The organism is Streptomyces mutabilis (assembly GCF_046628145.1).
GTDB lineage: Bacteria > Actinomycetota > Actinomycetes > Streptomycetales > Streptomycetaceae > Streptomyces > Streptomyces mutabilis.
Map to the genome: position 1 here is coordinate 7,286,641 of NZ_CP176874.1, position 14,833 is coordinate 7,301,473.

The following is a 14,833-nucleotide window of genomic DNA, read 5'->3' on the forward strand; positions in this document are numbered from 1 at the left end:
CCCGCACATCACAGGGAACCCCGGCGGTGGCCGATCCGCGCGCTGTCGCCCCGCCGCCCACCCGTGTGCTGCGCCCGGCGCGCGGGAGTGGGTGCCCGGTGTCAGCCTGGAGGGCCAGGGTGGTGCGGACGGGGCGGACGGGAGCGGACGGGAGCGGGCAGCCATGGCACGGGCGATCTGGACAGGCGTGATCACGTTCGGGCTGGTCTCGGTGCCCGTCGGCCTCTTCACGGCCACCGAGGACCACACCGTCCACTTCCACCAGTTGCAGCGCGGCACTTTCGACCGTGTCCGCAACCGGCGGGTCAACGAACGCACCGGCGAGGAGGTCGCCACCGGCGACATCGTCAAGGGCTACGAGGTGGGCGAGGGCGAGTACGTCGTCGTCGAGCCGGACGAACTGGACGAGATCGCGCCGGGTCGCTCACGCGCCCTCGAGATCACCGACTTCGTCGACCTGGACCGGATCGCACCGGTCTACTTCGACCGCACCTACTACGTGGCCCCGCGCGGCAAGGAGTACCTCAAGGTCTACGGGTTGCTGCGCACCGCACTCGCCGAGGCCGGGAAGGCCGGCATCGCCACCTTCGTGATGCGCAACCGCCAGTACCTGACCGCGCTGCGCGCCGAGGACGAGGTCCTCGTGCTCCAGACCCTCCACTGGGCCGACGAGGTCCGCGATCCGGTCCGGGAACTGCCCGAGCTGCCCTCGGGCAGGGTGGGCCGGGGCAAGGAACTCGACATGGCGCTGCGACTCGTGGACGCCCTCAGCGGCCCGTGGGACCCCGCCCGCTACCGGGACACGTACCAGGAGAAGGTCCGGGAACTGGTCCGGGCCAAGGCGGAGGGCGAGGAGGTCGCCGTCGCGGAGGAGGCGCCGCAGGCGACCAACGTCGTCGACCTGATGGAGGTGCTCCAGGGGAGCCTGGAGCGGGCGAAGGGCACGGGCGGCGGGCAGTCGGCCGACAAGGCGAAGAAGGCCGGTGCCCGAGGGGCCGACAAGGCGAAGAACGCCGGTGCCCGAGGGGCCGGCAAGGCGAAGAGCACCGGGGACGGGCGGGCCGGCAAGGCGAAGAGCGCCGGGGACGGGCGGGCCGGGAGGAAGAAGAGCCCCGGGGACGAACGGCCCGGCGGATCGAAGGGCACCGCCGGCGAACGCTCCGCCGGAGCGCGCCGGAAGGCCACGGCCCCCTCCCGCGGCAAGCCGCCCAAGCGTGGCGAGCTGCGGGAGCTGAGCAAGGCCGAGCTCTACCAGCGCGCCACCGAGCAGGACATCGCGGGACGGTCGAGGATGAGCCGCGACGAGCTCATCGACGCCCTCACCGGAGCCGGCGGCGGCCGTCGGCGCAGGACGGCCGCCGCCTGAGCACGACCGGCTCGGTGACCAGGACGCGTGAGCGCCGCACGACCACATCTCCACCCTGACGTCAGGGGCGGGATGGGAGGGCCGCCGGGAGGCGGCACCGGCAGGAACGAGCAGTGCCAGGAGCCCGACGTGAACGGCGAGCACGTGCAGATCGGCGAGATCGCCGCCCGCACCGAGTTGCCCCCCCCCCGCACTATCCGGCACTACGAGGAACCGGTCCCGTCGTTCCCCCGGCCCGTTCCGGAGTTCGCGGGCACCCTGCGCGAGCGCCCCGCACACGGCGACGCGCCGCCCCGAACGCCGCAGGGCGTACACGGGCCGGCGCGCGACGGGGCCGTCCGGGCTCAGGAGGTGGTGAGCATGCCCTCGCGCAGGCGGGCCAGCAGGCGGGAGATCAGCCGGGACACGTGCATCTGCGAGACGCCGAGGCGTTCGCCGATGTCCTTCTGGGTCAGCTCCTCGACGAACCGCCAGTGGATGATCTGCCGGTCGCGCTCGTCCAGCTCGGCGATCATCGGCGCGAGCGAATGGAAGTCGTCCACGAGCGCGAGCGTGGCGTCGTCGGCGCCGATGAAGTCCGCCAGGGCCGACTCCCCGTCCTCGCTGCCGCCGATGGCCGCGTCCAGCGAGGCGGAGTTGTAGCCGTTGGCCGCGAGGCGGGCCTCGACGACCTCGTCCTCCGGCAGGCTCATCAGCTCGGACAGTTCCTTCGTGGTGGGGTTGCGGCCGAGCCGGCTGCGCAGCTCCTCGGTGGCGCGGGCCAGCTGGACCCGGGCCTCCTGGAGCCGCCGGGGCACGTGCACCGCCCACGAGGTGTCCCGGAAGAAGCGCTTGATCTCGCCGACGATGTACGGCACGGCGAACGAGGTGAACTCGACCTCGCGGGTCAGCTCGAACCGGTCGATGGCCTTGATCAGACCGATCATGCCGACCTGGACGATGTCCTCCATCTCCTCCGGGCCGCGGCTGCGGAAGCGGCCGGCCGCGAAGCGGACCAGGGACATGTTCATCTCGATCAGCGTGTTGCGCGCGTACTGGTACTCGGGCGTGCCCTCCTCCAGCACCGTCAGCTGCTCGAAGAACAGCTTCGACAACTCCCGCGCGTCCTTGGGCGCCACCTTGGACGGGTCCTCGACCTCCGGCATGCCCGTGGTGGTGTGCGCGATGGTCTGTGCGGTCGTCGTCGCCATGATGTGCCCTCCCAGTCGATCGGCCCCCGTCACCGTCGGCTCACCGGCCGACGACAGTCCGCCTACCCCGGGCCATGGCTCTCATGCCTGCCCGGATGCCGGCCGGATCGACGGGGCGTCACAGACCCGCGCAGAAAGGGACATAGGGGTCAGAGGCCCACATAGAAGCGGACAGTGGTGCCTTCTTCCCCTGTGTGTGTCCGGACCAGATCGGCGACGTGATGCACGAGCAGCAGTCCACGGCCGCCGATCTGCCCCGGCTGCGGGGGCCGGCGTCCGGCGAGCGGATCGGTCAGCCGGCCCGCGTCGCGGACCTCGCACACCACCTGCCCGGCCTCGGCCCACACCGCGAGCGTTCCCTGACCACCACCGTGGACCACGCTGTTGGTGGTCAGCTCCGCCACCGCCAGCTCGACGTCCTGCAACCGCTGGGACAGTCCGAGGGACCTGGCCCGGTCGACGGCGAAGCGGCGCGCCTCGGGCAACTCCTCGGTACCGAAGCCGAGGACGGCGGCGCCCGGCCCGGGCCCGAGCGGCTCGTTGTACCGGGCGACCACCGCACGCCAGTCGTAGGACCCGCTGGCCCGCTCGCCTCTCCGGTCGATGACCGTCGGGTGGGTGACCAGGGCGTCGGCCAGGACGTCCGCGTCCAGCCGGGTCTCGTCGTACGGGCACAGGATCGTCGCCGCACGGCCCGCGAACGCCTCGTTGATCAGCGCCTCGTGCTGCGCGCATGCCGGGTACTCCGCCGCGCTCCGCCCGGCCCAGACCGGCTCGCCGATGATGCGCACCCGTCCCCGGGGGTGCCGGTCGGCGAACGCCCGGAGCACACCGGGGATGATCCGCCCCGGGTTCCGCCCGGCCTCCGTCATGTCGAGGAAGGTGATGTCCCGCGCGTCCTCGCCCAGCCCCGTCCTGATCAGCTCGAGGTTGGGGCCGGGCACCGCCACCGCCACCGGCTCGCCGGCGGCCAGCCCCTCCCGCACGAACGTCACCGTCCGGTCGGCGTACTCGTCCTCGGAGCGGTAGAACAGCGCCGGGTGCGAGAAGATCTCCTCGGTTACCACCGTGCTCATCGCGGTGCCACCTCGATCCGCTGCAGCGACGGCCAGAACAGCTCCAGCACCCGGGGCAGTTGCGGCGGCGGCTGCTCCACGACGACCCGCCCGCCGGGCAGGTTCATGGCGGTGACGGCGAGCGCCGCCACGCCGGCCACGTCGACGAATCGCACGCCGGACAGCTCCACGTAGGACACGTCGGCGTGCCGCCGGGACAGTTCGGTGAGAGCGTTCTCCCAGGACCGGCGGGTGGTCACGCCGATCTCTCCGCTGGCACGGATGCCGGGACGGCCGGACAACGGACCCACCTCCAGCACGGCACCGCCCCGCTCCCGGGACGGTCCGCCCGTGGGGCCTGTGGCATCCACACTCGGTCTCCTTCGGAAATCCGCCGGGTGTCCGTCCGTGTCCCGGGTGCCTTCTCCGGCCAGGCAGCCTATCGCGAGGTGGGCGCCGTACGCCGGACCGGGGACCACACATGCGACGGGGGAGCGAATCGGGGAACACGACAGTGAGCGTGTCCTCGGAAGGGAAGACGAACCATGTTCGAAGCCGACAACATCCGTGACTGGCGGGGCCAGGACGTCGTCGACAGCGGCGGCCGAAAGATCGGCACCCTCGAGTCCATCTACTTCGACACCGCCACCGACCGGCCCGCGTTCGCGGCGGTCACCATCGGACTGCCGACCCGCCGGCGTCTGGTGTTCGTCCCGGTCGACAAGGCCACCGTCGGCCCGAGCTACCTGAAGGTCACCTACGACAAGAGCGTGGTCAAGGACGCGCCCGGGATCGATCCCGACGGCGAACTCGCGGCCGAGGAGGAGGGCGCGGTCTTCGCCCACTACGACCTGCCGTACGAGCAGGGCAGCCGGGGAGAGCGCAGGCTCGGCCGGCGCTGAACCGTCCGACGAGCCCTCCCGAGGGGAGACGACGACCATGAGCCTGTTCCTGCTGCTGTTGCTGGTGGCGGTGGTCCTCGCAGTGATCGGACTGGCCGCCGAAGGGCTGTTCTACCTGTTCGTCATCGGCGTCGCGCTGCTGGTCGCCGACCTGATCCTCGTCGGGGTGCTCATCGGGCGCCGGGGACGCCCCGGACGCTGAAGCACGTACCCGGGTGCGCATGCGGGGGCCGACCGTCGAGCCGGAGCGGCGCGGTCGGCCCCGTGCGGGGTCCGGTGTCCTAGCCGAGTTCCGCCCCGCGCCGCGCCGCCTCGGTCTCGGAGGTCGCGGTGCCCGTGGCCAGGGTGCCTCCGGCGCTCTCCAGATGGGCCCGCACGAACCACTGGAACTGCTCCAGATCCCTGAGCTGGCCGATCAGGAGGTCCTCGGTGGCGGGGTCGATCTTCCCTGCCTCTTCGACCGCCGCGCGCATCCCCTCGACCACTCCGGTGTAGACGACGTCGAGCGCGCCGAGATGGGCGATGGCGTCGGCCCGTCCGATGGAGTAGTCGTCCCACTTCCGTTCGGAGACCAGCGCCCCGGGCGTGCCCTGCGCCACCCCGCCGAGTGCGGCGATGCGCTCCGCTACGTCGTCGGCCATCTCGCGCACCTGGTCGACCTGGGGGTCGATCATCTCGTGCACCGCGATGAAGTGCGGTCCCACGACGTTCCAGTGCACGTGCTTGAGGGTCAGGTGCAGATCGTTGAGAGCGTGCAGACGCATGCGCAGCACGCCGATCAGCCGCCCGGCGGCCTCGCGCTCGATGCCGGGGACCGTGTACTTCGGGGTCAGGTCGTGCGTCATGGCGGACTTCAGCTCCTCATGCGGTTCGTACGTCGTTGCACGTGCACGAATGCCCCGCATCGGCGACGGCAGACATGCACGGCCGGGGAGGACGGGTCTCCCGCATGGGGCGGGCCATTCTTCCGCGCTTGCTTCCGGTCCTTCCGGGGCGGGCGGCGACGCCGTCAGGACGGCGGGGCCGGCAGCGGCATCGCCGCCAGCGCGCGGGCCGCGTGGACCAGGTTGGACGCCATCGCCCGGCCGGTGGAGGCGGACCAGTCGTGGCCCCGGTCGTCGTCCAGGTAGTCGGGGCCGGGGCCGGGGCCGAGGTGCCAGTAGGTCCACGCCTGGCCCGGGACGGTGTAGCCGATGTCCGTGAGCGCCCCGCTGATCTCGCTGATCACATGGTGGGCGCCGTCCTCGTTCCCGGTGACCAGTACGCCGGCGACGCGGTTGTAGGCGACCGGACGATCCTCGTCGTCGGTCTCGGAGAGCATGGCGTCCATGCGTTCGAGGACCCGCTGGGCGACCGAGGAGGGACGGCCGAGCCAGGTCGGCGACGCGATGACCAGGATCTGCGACGACAGCAGCTTCTCGTGCACGCCGGGCCAGTCGTCGCCCTCGCCCATGTCGGTCTCGACCCCGGGTTTGAGATCGAGGTCGACGGCTCGTACGACGTCCACCTCGACGCCGTGGCCCTTGAGCGCCGCGATGACAGTGCCGGCGAGGGCCTCGGTGTTCGAGGGCCGGGGGGAAGGCTTGAGGGTGCAGTTGATGACGAGTGCGCGCATGCCTGTCCCTGTTCCCCGCGAGGCGGCTCGCGACCGTCGTACAGCGAGGGCGTTCACCCGCCCGGCCGCACGGCGGTCGCGGGCGGGTGCGATGCGGTCCGGCGGGGCGGCTCAGGGCGCCGCGATGCCGTCCAGCCTGCCCCGCTTGGCGTCGTCGACCAGCGACGAGAACTGGTCGGCGCTCATCTGCACGCGCTGGCCGAAGTCGTCGGTCAGGACGATCCGTCGCTCGGCGGGGGCGTCCGGGTCGACGAACAGCTGCGGGCAGCCGCAGTCGCAGTTGCCGCAGAACGTCGCGACGGGCTCCAGCCCGTGGGGTTCGGTCATGCTCCTTCACCTTCCGTGGGGAACGAGTGACCGCACCGGCGGTCGTGGGGACTGCCGGTGAGATACCCGGCGCGGCGGCAGCGGACGCGCACCCCGCGCCGGACGCGGGGGCACGGCGGACGGCCACCGTGCGCCGGTGCACCCCGCTCCGCCTCCGTCGCCCCGATTCCACGGGGGCCGCCGGGAACCCGACGGGCCCGCCGTCCGACCGTACGTGCGTCGGGCCAGGGCGTGGACGGGCGTGGACGGGCGTGACGGGGTATGGCGCGGGTCACGCGCGTCGGATTGAGTGGGGAGCCGGACCGGAAACCGTACTCACCGGTGATCACGGAAGCGCGGATGCGAGGATGAGGCCGCCATGAGAGCAGGGTGGTGCTGTCGCACGGTACGGGCCGCGGTGTTCGCGGCCGTCTGTGTGCTGCTCGCCGCCCTGGGCCACCTCCTGATGTCCGGTGCGGCGGTGCCCTGGTGGGCCGTGGCGGCGGGCGCGTCGGCGACGGGCGGAGCCGCCTGGTGGCTCGCCGGCCGGGAACGCGGCCCCTTCGCCGTCGTAGGGCTCGCGGTGGCCGCCCAGACCGTCCTGCACGCCTCCTTCTCGCTCGCCCAGGCGGGGGCGCACCCCGGCCCTTCCGGCGACACGTCCCTCCTACGCCGGTGGCTGGACGTCCTGCTGTGCCGGATGCCGTCGGGGCCGGGCGCGGTGCCGGGCGCCGCGCCGATGCCCATGGGCGCGGCCGTGCACGGCGGCCATGCCGTGCACGCCCCGCACGGCTCGGACGGCGCTGACGCCGTCGGTCACGCCATGGGGAGCATGTCCCCGTCGGGGATGCTCGCCGCCCATCTGGTGGCCGCGCTGCTGTGCGGGCTGTGGCTGGCCCACGGCGAGCGCGCCGCCTTCCGCATCGTGCGGTCCCTCGCCGCCCGGCTCCTCGCTCCGCTGAGCCTGCCGCTGCGGCCGGCCGCGCCGCCGCACCGGCCCCGGGTAGGTCCCCGCCGGGCCACCTCGGACCGGGCACCGCGCCGTCTCTCCACCACCCATGCGATCACTTCCAGGGGTCCGCCCGCCGGGACCGCTGTCGCCTGACGACAGCAGGCTTCCCGAGGCCGCCGGCGCACCCGCCGAGCCGTCGAGCCGACGGCGCCGCACCTCGGGCTCCGGCCGCGCGCTCCGACGCCCGGCCGCAACCCCGTCACCGGTCCTTCCGTGCCGCCTGCCCGTCCCGCACGGGCGAGCCCGCCCGGAGGCCGGACCCCCGATCCCGACAAGGACGGACACAGGTGATCACTCCTGCCCTGCCCCCTTCACGCCGGCAGCCGGACACGGACGCCGAGGAGGCGTCCATCACGGCCTGGGCGCTCGCCGCGGGCACCGGCGACCCCGACGCGGTCGAGCACTTCGTGCGCGCACTGCACCGGGACGTCCACCACTACGTGACGTTCCTCGGCGCCGACCCGCAGAGCGCCGACGACCTCACCCAGGACACGTTCCTGCGGGCACTCGGCAGCCTGCACCGCTTCGAGGGACGGTCCTCGGCCCGCACCTGGCTGCTCTCCATCGCCCGCCGCGCGGTGATCGACAACATCCGCTACAACTCCTGCCGGCCGCGGCCGGCGGCCACGGACGACTGGGAGTCGGCCGCCGAACGCACCCAGCCGCGCGGTCTGCCCGGCTTCGAGGACGGCATCGCCCTCGCCGAGCTGCTGGACACACTCCCCGACGAGCGGCGCGAGGCGTTCGTCCTCACCCAGCTGCTCGGGCTGCCGTACGCGGAGGCGGCCGACGTCAGCGCGTGCCCGATAGGGACGGTGCGCTCACGGGTCGCCCGCGCCCGTACCTCCCTCATCGAGTGGCTGAACGACGCGGAGCGCCCCGTGCCGGTGACCGCCGCCGCCTGACGGACCGACGGCGGGGACGTGCCGGGTGACCCGGTGTACCGGGCCCGTTCCCGCCGGGCCGCCGCCCCGGCCGCGGACTTCGGCTACCGTCGGCCGCATGGCTGACGAGTGCTTCCGGCATCCGCGGCTCGCGGCGGTCCACGACGCCCTCGACCCCGATCGCGGTGACCTGCTTCTGTACTTGCGCACGGCGGAGGAGGTCGGGGCGCGGCGCGTGCTGGACATCGGCTGCGGCACGGGGGTGTTCGCCCTGCTGCTGGCCGACCGCGGCATGGACGTCGTCGGCGTCGACCCCGCGGGCGCGTCCCTCGCGGTGGCGCGGGGCAAGGCGGGCGGTGACCGGGTGCGGTGGATCGAGGGCGACGCGACCTCGCTCCCGGAGCTGCGGGCCGACCTGGCGACCATGACGGCGAACGTCGCGCAGGCCATCACCGGGACACGGGCGTGGCACGGGACGCTGCGGGGCGCCCACGACGCCCTGCGGCCCGGGGGACACCTGGTGTTCGAGACCCGGGACCCGGCCCGCCGCGCCTGGGAGGAGTGGAACCGCGAGCGGACGTGGCGGGTCACGGAGATCCCCGGCGTCGGCGCGGTGGAGAGCTGGTGCGCGCTGACGGAGGTGCGGTGGCCGTTGGTGAGCTTCCGCTGGACGTACGTCTTCGCCTCGGACGGCGCTGTGCTGACCTCCGACTCGACGTTGCGCTTCCGCGAGCGGCACGAGGTCGAGGCCGACCTCGACGCCCAGGGGTTCGTGCTGGAGGAGGTGCGGGACGCCCCCGACCGCCCGGGCAGGGAGTTCGTGTTCGTCGCACGACGCTCATAGACCGGCCGGGACACGGGGCACCCCGCGCGCGTCGGTCGCGGCTGACGCGGCACCCGGCCGAGCGCGGGCGGTCGGTGTTCCGTCGGGGCCGGCGCCGGAAGGGGGCAGCCGGAAGCCCCGCGGGCACCCCGCCGCGCCACGGACCGCCACGCCCCCCGACGGGACCCCGGCAGCCGACCCGGGCCGCCACGCCCCCCGTCGGAACCCCGGCAGCCGACCCGGGCCGCCACGCCCCCGTCGCAACCCGGCAGCCGACCCGGGCCTCTCCCTGCCAGGCCGACCCCGTGACCCGCCGCTCCCGGGCAGCCATCCTGACCGCATGGCCCGCTTCCAGCACACCGTGACGCTCGCCCCCGTGCCCCGCCGTTGGCTGGAGTCATGCCTCGGCATGCTCCACGACCTCGCCGAAGGCACTCAGGCCGACGGAGCGCGGCTGCGGCTGCCCGACGGACGCCTGCTGCCCGATCTGGTCCTGGAGCAGGGGCGCCATCTGCGACCGGGCGCCCGCTACCGGGCCACCGCCGCGGAGGACGGCCGGCCGGAGACCGACCCGACGGTCACGGTGCTCGCCTGGGACCGCCGCCGCGAGACGGCGTTCGAGATCGTCACGCAGGACGACGATCCGGCCCACCGCGCCCGGCTGGTCTGCGTGCTCGGCATCAGGAGTGTGGCCCGGCCCCGCGAGGCGTGGCTGGCGGCAACGCTGCGGACGAGCGGGGGCAAGGGGCCGAAGTACCTCGGCGGCACCGGACGCCTGCACCTGGACCTCGGCAGCTGGTGGCCGTCGGCGTCCGGACGCGCCCGCCGCCCGTCCCGCGCGCCGCTGAGCGGGACCGTGACGCACGCACTCGCCCGCGCCACCGTGACGGCCGTGCCGCGACCGGCCCCGGACGGGCGCTGGCGGGTGACCGTGAAGGCGCGCATCGAGGGCCGTTCCTTCGCGCGTCCCCTCCTTCCCGTCGTGATGGCCGTGGTGGGACGCCGCGCGCACCGGGCCTTCGCCGAGGCACTGGACGGTGCCGCCGAACAGTGGAACGCACAGGCGCCCGGGCTGGTCCACAAGGAAGGGGAGCTGCTGCGCGCGGAGTTGACCCGCGCACTGCTCGCCCCTTGAGACGATCCCACGTGCCCGCCCCTGCCGGCGCCGCCGCGCATAGAGTGCCCGGAATGAACTCCACAACCGTGCGCGGCGCCACGATCGAGTACGACGACTTCGGCCCCTCGACGGGGCTCCCGATCCTGCTGATCCACGGGCATCCCTTCGACCGCACCCTGTGGGCGCCCCAGGTGATGCCCCTGACGGCGGCCGGATACCGGGTGGTCACCCCGGACCTGCGCGGCTACGGCCGCAGCAGTGTGACCCCCGGCAAGGTGCTGCTCGCCGACTTCGCCGACGACCTCGCCGCGCTCCTCGACCACTTGGGCATCGAGCGCGCGGTGGTCGGCGGCGTCTCCATGGGCGGCCAGATCACCATGGAGTTCCAGCTGCGCCACCCGGAGCGGGTTCGGGCGCTCGTCCTGTCCGACACCTCGGCGCCTGCGGAGACCGCCGAGGGCAAGGCGTTCCGCAACCGGTTGGCCGACCGGCTCGTCGCCGAGGGCATGGACGGTTACGCGCACGAGGTCATCGACAAGATGCTCGCCGCCTACAACGTCACCGCCATGCCGGACGTGGCCGCCCGCGTCCTGAAGACGATGTGCGCCACCGACCCCGAGGGCGCCGCCGCGGCGCTGCGCGGCCGGGCCGAACGCCCCGACTACCGGGACGTCCTGGCCTCCGTGGAGGCACCGGTCCTGATCCTGGTCGGCGCGGACGACGTCTACACCCCCGTGCCGGAGGCCGAGGCCATCCGGCGTCTCGTCCCGCACTCCACCCTGGTCGTGATCGAGCGGGCAGGCCACCTCCCGGGCGCCGAACAACCCGAGCGCTTCAACGCCGCGCTGCTGCGCTTCCTGGCCGAGTGGCTGTGACCGCCGGCGCCGGGCGGTCCGGCCGGACGTCGACGGTCCGGGACTCGTCGCACATGCCCGGCGCCTCCGTGGTGTTCCGGAGCGCAGAGGGCGCACATTGCCGGTGAGTGAGCCCTGTACGCGCCCCCGCGGGGGTACGGACAATGCGCAGTGGCCGTGATCACGCGGCGGGGGGCGCGGCGTCGTCGTACCGCCGCCCGCCGGGGAAAGCAGGTCGATCGCCATGCTGTTGCGTCTGCCCACGACCGTGTCCGAAGCGCAGGAGTGCATGGCGGAGGGAGCGGTGCCCATCGGCGGGGCCACCCTCGTGTGGGCCGGCTGGCAACGGGACGGCTTCCCCGCGCTGGCCATGTCGCTGCGCGACCTGCCGGAGGCGACCGTGGTGGAGCCCGAGGCGCTGGGGGCCGCCGTGGTCCTGCACCGCATAGACGACCGCGTGCCCGAGGTGCTGCGCCGGGCGGCCGGCACGGTGGGCACCGGAGCCGTACGCCGGACCGCCACGGTCGGCGGCAACATCGTCGGCAGCAGCCTGCGCTGCCTGCTGCCCGCCGCCCTCGTCCTGGACGCCCGCCCCACGGTCCTGGGGCCGGACCGGGCCTACGAGACCGACCTGGCGGAGGTCGTGGCCAAGCGTCACCTGCTGCTCGGTCTGCGCTGGCGCACGCCGACAGCCAGCGGCTACCGGAAGGAGCCCGCCGAGGCCGGCGGCCCGCCGCCCCTGGTGGTCGCCACCGCCGTGCACGCCGACGACGAGGGCCGGCACCACCTCAGGGTGGCCGTACGCGACGGCTACGAAGTGCTCAGCGAGACCGCTCCGTGCGACGAGGGCGCCGACCAGGTGCTCGGCGCACTGGAGCGCACGGACTTCGGCGCACTGCATTCCGCGGCCCGGGACGTGGTGCGGGCGCAGGTCGCCGACATCCTGGACTCCCTCTCCGACCGCTGAGCCGAGCCGGCCGCAGGCCGCCGGGCGCCGACCGCCGCCGGGCGCCGACCGCCGGCGGGACCGGCGGCCGGCGTACGACGTCAGCCGTTGGCCAGTGCCTTGACGCGGTCGAGGTCCCCGTTGAACTTGTCGTGGTCCCCGACGGTCGGCCCGGACGAGGTGTACTGCCACATCGTGTGGAAGTCCCACCCGGCCGGAAGCTCGCCCACGCTCGAGGCGTACCGGGCGACCCACAGCGGGTTGGTGTCGCCGAAACCGCTGTAGTTCCCGGTGCACTGCTTCCACCAGTTGGTGGAGGTGTAGATGGCGGCGTGACGGCCGGTGCGCTCCTTGTAACGGTCGAGGAAGTCGCCGATCCAGTCGACCATCTGACTCGCCGTCCTGCCGTAGCAGGTGGCGCCGTACGGGTTGTACTCGATGTCCAGCACGCCCGGCAGCGTCCGGCCGTCCTTGGACCAGCCGCCGCCGTGGTCGACGAAGTAGTCCGCCTGTGCGGCACCGCCGGCGCCGTCCGGGATCCCGAAGTGGTACGCGCCGCGGATCATGCCGGTGTCGTACGAACCGCTGTACTGCTGGGAGTAGTAGGGGTTCCGGTAGGACGTGCCCTCGGTGGCCTTCACATAGGCCCACTTCACCCCGCTGTTCCAGAGGGTGGACCAGGCGACGTTGCCCTGATGGCTGGAGACGTCGACGCCCTCGGTCTGGGCGGCCCGCGTACCGGCGGGCACTCCCTGGACGCCCTCGTGGGCCAGGACGCCCATGCCCATGTGGGCGGTGCCGCGGACGGGTGTCACGCCCGTCCCGTCGGCCGACGCGGGGACCGCGGACAGGGTCAGGAGGAGCGACTGGGAGGCGAGGAGGACGCCCGACGCGAGCAGGCGGCGTGAGTGGCGGGACGCCACGGCTATGGGTTTGCGCATGGCACCCATCCGATCCGCTGTCCCGCCCGGCCGCATCCCACAGTCACCCAGACGGTGTTGGCGGGCCCGGCGGCTCGACACGCCGGTTCGTCACCGCCGGGCGCGTCCGACCGAGGCGACAGCGGGGCCGCACGGCACTGTGCGCACCCCGCCGCCCCGGAGCAGCGGCCTGACGCTCCGGTCCGCCGCGCCGCGGCCCCCGCGCCCCACGCACCAGGACGACCAGCGCCCCCACGGCGACGACCAGGGCGAGCACACCCAGCAGCGCACGGTCGGAGACCGCGCCCCCGAGCCCCGTCATGCGCTGCTCCCAGGCGAACTCGGTCTCCACACCCAGCAGCGACGGCAGCGCCGACGTGCCGTCGAACAGCAGGAAGACCGCGCCCAGGACGATGAACATCACCCCGCCCGCCAACGACGTGGAGTGCGTCCGCAACGGACCCAGCCGCACCGGCCGCCCACGCAGCCAGTTCCGCCGGCCCAGGTCGAACCGGTCCCACAGCGCCGCCAGGACGAACATCGGCACCGCCATGCCCAGGGCGTACACCGCGAGCAGCGCCCCACCGCGCCAGGGGTCGCCACCCATCGCGGCCACCGTCAGGACGCTGCCGAGGATGGGTCCGGCGCAGAAGCCGGCCAGCCCGTACACCGCGCCCAGCGCCGTCACGGACAGGGCCGAACCCGACCGGCGGGCGCCGGCCGCCTGCTGCATCCGGCGCGAACCGAACCCCAGGCCCAGCACTTGCGCCACCCCGAGGGCGATGACGAGCCAGCCGCCCACCGTCACCAGCAGGTCACGGTGCCCGTAGAAGAGGCGTCCGGCCAGCGAGCCCGCCACGCCGAGCGGCACCATGGTCAGACACAGCCCGGCGTAGAACAGCGCGGTGCGCCCCAGCAACCGGGTGCGGCCGGTGAACGAGTAGGCGAAGAACGCGGGCAGCAGCAGGGCCGAGCACGGGCTCAGCAGCGCCAGCAACCCGCCGAGGAAAGCCACCGCGAAGCCCGGGTCACTCATCGGTTCCGCCCTGTGCGCGCGCTCCCTCGGCGGCCTGGGCCGCCTCGACCGCTTCGGCGAACACGTCCGTGGGCTGGGCGCCCAGGATCGGCCGGCCGTTGACGAGGAAGGCGGGCGTACTGCTGACGCCGAGCGCGTACCCCTCCTCGACGTCCCGGTTCACGGCCTCGTCCGCAGCGGCGGATGCCATGTCCGTGCGGAAGCGGTCGAGGTCCCCGACCCCCGCCTCCTCTGCCATGGCGAGCAGCTCCTTCTCGGCGAAGTCACCCTTGTTGCGCTCGCGCGGCTGACCGTAGGCGGTGTCGTGGAACTGCCAGAACCGGCCCTGCCGGCCCGCCGCCCAAGAGGCCCGGGCCGCCTGCTCCGACTCCTCGCCGAAGATCGGGAAGTGCCGCCACTCGATCCGGAGGACGCCCTTGTCGACGTACTCGCGGAGCAGTTCGGGCTTGGTCTCGCGGGCGAACCGGCCGCAGTAGGGGCACTGGAAGTCCGAGTACTCGATCATCACGACGGGGGCGTCCGGCTTCCCCACGGCGTACGGGTCGTCGGCGTCCCGACGGGCGAGCGCGAGCAGCGCGGGATCGGCGGGCGGGGCGGCGGACGGCGCGTCCGAGGCCGACGCGTCTGCGGGGCGGTCGGCGGACTTCCCGCCACCGCCCAGCGCGACGGTGGCGCCGACGACGGCGGCCACGAGGACGAGGGCGGCCAGGACCACCCGCAGCCGACGGCGCGGCGCCGGGCCGCTGCCGGGGGCGGAACCCGGCCGGGACTTCTTGGGCAGGCGTGATGCGGTGTTCATGGGTCGAC

At 73.7% G+C, this 14,833-nt stretch carries 18 protein-coding genes and 1 pseudogene; 10 read left to right on the top strand and 9 right to left on the bottom strand.

Annotated features, from left to right (window positions below; genetic code table 11):
- The first annotated feature begins 163 nt into the window (after nucleotides 1–163).
- Together ACLIN4_RS32700 and ACLIN4_RS32705 are read left to right on the top strand one after the other, a co-directional pair.
- Nucleotides 164–1,366, top strand: a complete 1,203-nt coding sequence (locus tag ACLIN4_RS32700; protein WP_411576500.1) for a Ku protein — start codon at nucleotides 164–166, stop codon at nucleotides 1,364–1,366.
- A 129-nt stretch (nucleotides 1,367–1,495) separates the two neighbouring features.
- Nucleotides 1,496–1,608, top strand: a pseudogene (locus tag ACLIN4_RS32705) (MerR family transcriptional regulator); the annotation flags it as partial.
- 102 nt (nucleotides 1,609–1,710) lie between these two features.
- Here ACLIN4_RS32705 and ACLIN4_RS32710 read toward each other — a convergent pair.
- From ACLIN4_RS32710 to ACLIN4_RS32720, 3 genes are all read right to left on the bottom strand, one after another.
- Nucleotides 1,711–2,556 (bottom strand): RNA polymerase sigma factor SigF, encoded by an 846-nt coding sequence (locus tag ACLIN4_RS32710; protein ID WP_107479078.1) that lies wholly within the window; start codon nucleotides 2,554–2,556, stop codon nucleotides 1,711–1,713.
- A gap of 149 nt (nucleotides 2,557–2,705) precedes the next feature.
- Nucleotides 2,706–3,632 (bottom strand): anti-sigma factor RsbA family regulatory protein, encoded by a 927-nt coding sequence (locus ACLIN4_RS32715; protein WP_307651676.1) that lies wholly within the window; start codon nucleotides 3,630–3,632, stop codon nucleotides 2,706–2,708.
- Nucleotides 3,629–3,982 carry an STAS domain-containing protein gene (locus ACLIN4_RS32720; protein WP_100047028.1) on the bottom strand — a complete coding sequence of 118 codons (354 nt, stop codon included), beginning with the start codon at nucleotides 3,980–3,982 and terminating at the stop codon, nucleotides 3,629–3,631. The genes ACLIN4_RS32715 and ACLIN4_RS32720 overlap by 4 nt, the downstream gene beginning before the upstream one ends.
- Before the next feature lie 174 nt (nucleotides 3,983–4,156).
- Between ACLIN4_RS32720 and ACLIN4_RS32725 the strand changes: the two genes are divergently transcribed.
- Nucleotides 4,157–4,513 (top strand): PRC-barrel domain-containing protein, encoded by a 357-nt coding sequence (locus tag ACLIN4_RS32725; RefSeq protein ID WP_100047027.1) that lies wholly within the window; start codon nucleotides 4,157–4,159, stop codon nucleotides 4,511–4,513.
- A gap of 37 nt (nucleotides 4,514–4,550) precedes the next feature.
- Nucleotides 4,551–4,715 carry a hypothetical protein gene (locus tag ACLIN4_RS32730; RefSeq protein WP_179342604.1) on the top strand — a complete coding sequence of 55 codons (165 nt, stop codon included), beginning with the start codon at nucleotides 4,551–4,553 and terminating at the stop codon, nucleotides 4,713–4,715.
- Nucleotides 4,716–4,794: 79 nt separating this feature from the next.
- On the opposite strand, the gene ACLIN4_RS32735 is transcribed toward ACLIN4_RS32730, so the two are convergent.
- The 3 genes from ACLIN4_RS32735 to ACLIN4_RS32745 all read right to left on the bottom strand — a co-directional run bounded on the left by ACLIN4_RS32735 (nucleotide 4,795) and on the right by ACLIN4_RS32745 (nucleotide 6,455).
- Nucleotides 4,795–5,358 (bottom strand): Dps family protein, encoded by a 564-nt coding sequence (locus tag ACLIN4_RS32735; protein ID WP_100047026.1) that lies wholly within the window; start codon nucleotides 5,356–5,358, stop codon nucleotides 4,795–4,797.
- A gap of 164 nt (nucleotides 5,359–5,522) precedes the next feature.
- Entirely contained in the window at nucleotides 5,523–6,128 is a 606-nt protein-coding gene (locus tag ACLIN4_RS32740) for a flavodoxin family protein (protein ID WP_107479076.1), read from the bottom strand.
- 111 nt (nucleotides 6,129–6,239) lie between these two features.
- Nucleotides 6,240–6,455, bottom strand: coding sequence for a hypothetical protein (locus ACLIN4_RS32745; RefSeq protein WP_307651675.1), 216 nt, complete (start codon nucleotides 6,453–6,455; stop codon nucleotides 6,240–6,242).
- A gap of 358 nt (nucleotides 6,456–6,813) precedes the next feature.
- Between ACLIN4_RS32745 and ACLIN4_RS32750 the strand changes: the two genes are divergently transcribed.
- From ACLIN4_RS32750 to ACLIN4_RS32775, 6 genes are all read left to right on the top strand, one after another.
- Nucleotides 6,814–7,539 carry a hypothetical protein gene (locus tag ACLIN4_RS32750; RefSeq protein WP_307651674.1) on the top strand — a complete coding sequence of 242 codons (726 nt, stop codon included), beginning with the start codon at nucleotides 6,814–6,816 and terminating at the stop codon, nucleotides 7,537–7,539.
- Nucleotides 7,540–7,733: 194 nt separating this feature from the next.
- A complete protein-coding gene (locus tag ACLIN4_RS32755) occupies nucleotides 7,734–8,351 on the top strand; it encodes a sigma-70 family RNA polymerase sigma factor (protein WP_307651673.1) in 618 nt (205 codons plus the stop codon).
- A gap of 97 nt (nucleotides 8,352–8,448) precedes the next feature.
- Complete coding sequence (locus ACLIN4_RS32760; RefSeq protein ID WP_307651672.1) at nucleotides 8,449–9,174, top strand: class I SAM-dependent methyltransferase; 726 nt, start codon at nucleotides 8,449–8,451, stop codon at nucleotides 9,172–9,174.
- Between the two features lie 319 nt (nucleotides 9,175–9,493).
- Nucleotides 9,494–10,288: a hypothetical protein gene (locus tag ACLIN4_RS32765; RefSeq protein WP_289910064.1), complete on the top strand. Its 795-nt coding sequence runs from the start codon at nucleotides 9,494–9,496 to the stop codon at nucleotides 10,286–10,288.
- A 53-nt stretch (nucleotides 10,289–10,341) separates the two neighbouring features.
- Nucleotides 10,342–11,145, top strand: a complete 804-nt coding sequence (locus ACLIN4_RS32770; RefSeq protein ID WP_307651671.1) for an alpha/beta fold hydrolase — start codon at nucleotides 10,342–10,344, stop codon at nucleotides 11,143–11,145.
- Nucleotides 11,146–11,368: 223 nt separating this feature from the next.
- The gene (locus tag ACLIN4_RS32775; protein ID WP_107480128.1) at nucleotides 11,369–12,091 is read left to right on the top strand and encodes an FAD binding domain-containing protein; all 723 of its coding nucleotides are present in this window, start codon (nucleotides 11,369–11,371) and stop codon (nucleotides 12,089–12,091) included.
- A gap of 80 nt (nucleotides 12,092–12,171) precedes the next feature.
- Here the strand turns inward: ACLIN4_RS32775 and ACLIN4_RS32780 are convergent, their stop codons facing one another.
- The 3 genes from ACLIN4_RS32780 to ACLIN4_RS32790 are packed head-to-tail and all read right to left on the bottom strand — an operon-like array spanning nucleotide 12,172 to nucleotide 14,825.
- Nucleotides 12,172–13,011 carry a lysozyme gene (locus ACLIN4_RS32780; RefSeq protein ID WP_307651670.1) on the bottom strand — a complete coding sequence of 280 codons (840 nt, stop codon included), beginning with the start codon at nucleotides 13,009–13,011 and terminating at the stop codon, nucleotides 12,172–12,174.
- 43 nt (nucleotides 13,012–13,054) lie between these two features.
- Nucleotides 13,055–14,026, bottom strand: a complete 972-nt coding sequence (locus ACLIN4_RS32785; protein WP_290012135.1) for a cytochrome c biogenesis CcdA family protein — start codon at nucleotides 14,024–14,026, stop codon at nucleotides 13,055–13,057.
- The gene (locus ACLIN4_RS32790; protein ID WP_307651669.1) at nucleotides 14,019–14,825 is read right to left on the bottom strand and encodes a DsbA family protein; all 807 of its coding nucleotides are present in this window, start codon (nucleotides 14,823–14,825) and stop codon (nucleotides 14,019–14,021) included. Before ACLIN4_RS32790 ends, ACLIN4_RS32785 begins: the two co-directional genes overlap by 8 nt.
- Nucleotides 14,826–14,833: the final 8 nt, after the last annotated feature.

Excerpts from the sequence above, each read along its gene's own strand:
- ACLIN4_RS32725 (WP_100047027.1), top strand. The coding sequence starts at position 4,157 with ATGTTCGAAGCCGACAACATCCGTGACTGGCGGGGCCAGGACGTCGTC.
- ACLIN4_RS32775 (WP_107480128.1), top strand. The coding sequence starts at position 11,369 with ATGCTGTTGCGTCTGCCCACGACCGTGTCCGAAGCGCAGGAGTGCATG.
- ACLIN4_RS32780 (WP_307651670.1), bottom strand. The coding sequence starts at position 13,011 with ATGCGCAAACCCATAGCCGTGGCGTCCCGCCACTCACGCCGCCTGCTC.
- ACLIN4_RS32750 (WP_307651674.1), top strand. The coding sequence starts at position 6,814 with ATGAGAGCAGGGTGGTGCTGTCGCACGGTACGGGCCGCGGTGTTCGCG.
- ACLIN4_RS32770 (WP_307651671.1), top strand. The coding sequence starts at position 10,342 with ATGAACTCCACAACCGTGCGCGGCGCCACGATCGAGTACGACGACTTC.
- ACLIN4_RS32740 (WP_107479076.1), bottom strand. The coding sequence starts at position 6,128 with ATGCGCGCACTCGTCATCAACTGCACCCTCAAGCCTTCCCCCCGGCCC.
- ACLIN4_RS32700 (WP_411576500.1), top strand. The coding sequence starts at position 164 with ATGGCACGGGCGATCTGGACAGGCGTGATCACGTTCGGGCTGGTCTCG.
- ACLIN4_RS32735 (WP_100047026.1), bottom strand. The coding sequence starts at position 5,358 with ATGACGCACGACCTGACCCCGAAGTACACGGTCCCCGGCATCGAGCGC.
- ACLIN4_RS32715 (WP_307651676.1), bottom strand. The coding sequence starts at position 3,632 with ATGAGCACGGTGGTAACCGAGGAGATCTTCTCGCACCCGGCGCTGTTC.
- ACLIN4_RS32730 (WP_179342604.1), top strand. The coding sequence starts at position 4,551 with ATGAGCCTGTTCCTGCTGCTGTTGCTGGTGGCGGTGGTCCTCGCAGTG.
- ACLIN4_RS32785 (WP_290012135.1), bottom strand. The coding sequence starts at position 14,026 with ATGAGTGACCCGGGCTTCGCGGTGGCTTTCCTCGGCGGGTTGCTGGCG.
- ACLIN4_RS32710 (WP_107479078.1), bottom strand. The coding sequence starts at position 2,556 with ATGGCGACGACGACCGCACAGACCATCGCGCACACCACCACGGGCATG.
- ACLIN4_RS32760 (WP_307651672.1), top strand. The coding sequence starts at position 8,449 with ATGGCTGACGAGTGCTTCCGGCATCCGCGGCTCGCGGCGGTCCACGAC.
- ACLIN4_RS32790 (WP_307651669.1), bottom strand. The coding sequence starts at position 14,825 with ATGAACACCGCATCACGCCTGCCCAAGAAGTCCCGGCCGGGTTCCGCC.
- ACLIN4_RS32745 (WP_307651675.1), bottom strand. The coding sequence starts at position 6,455 with ATGACCGAACCCCACGGGCTGGAGCCCGTCGCGACGTTCTGCGGCAAC.
- ACLIN4_RS32765 (WP_289910064.1), top strand. The coding sequence starts at position 9,494 with ATGGCCCGCTTCCAGCACACCGTGACGCTCGCCCCCGTGCCCCGCCGT.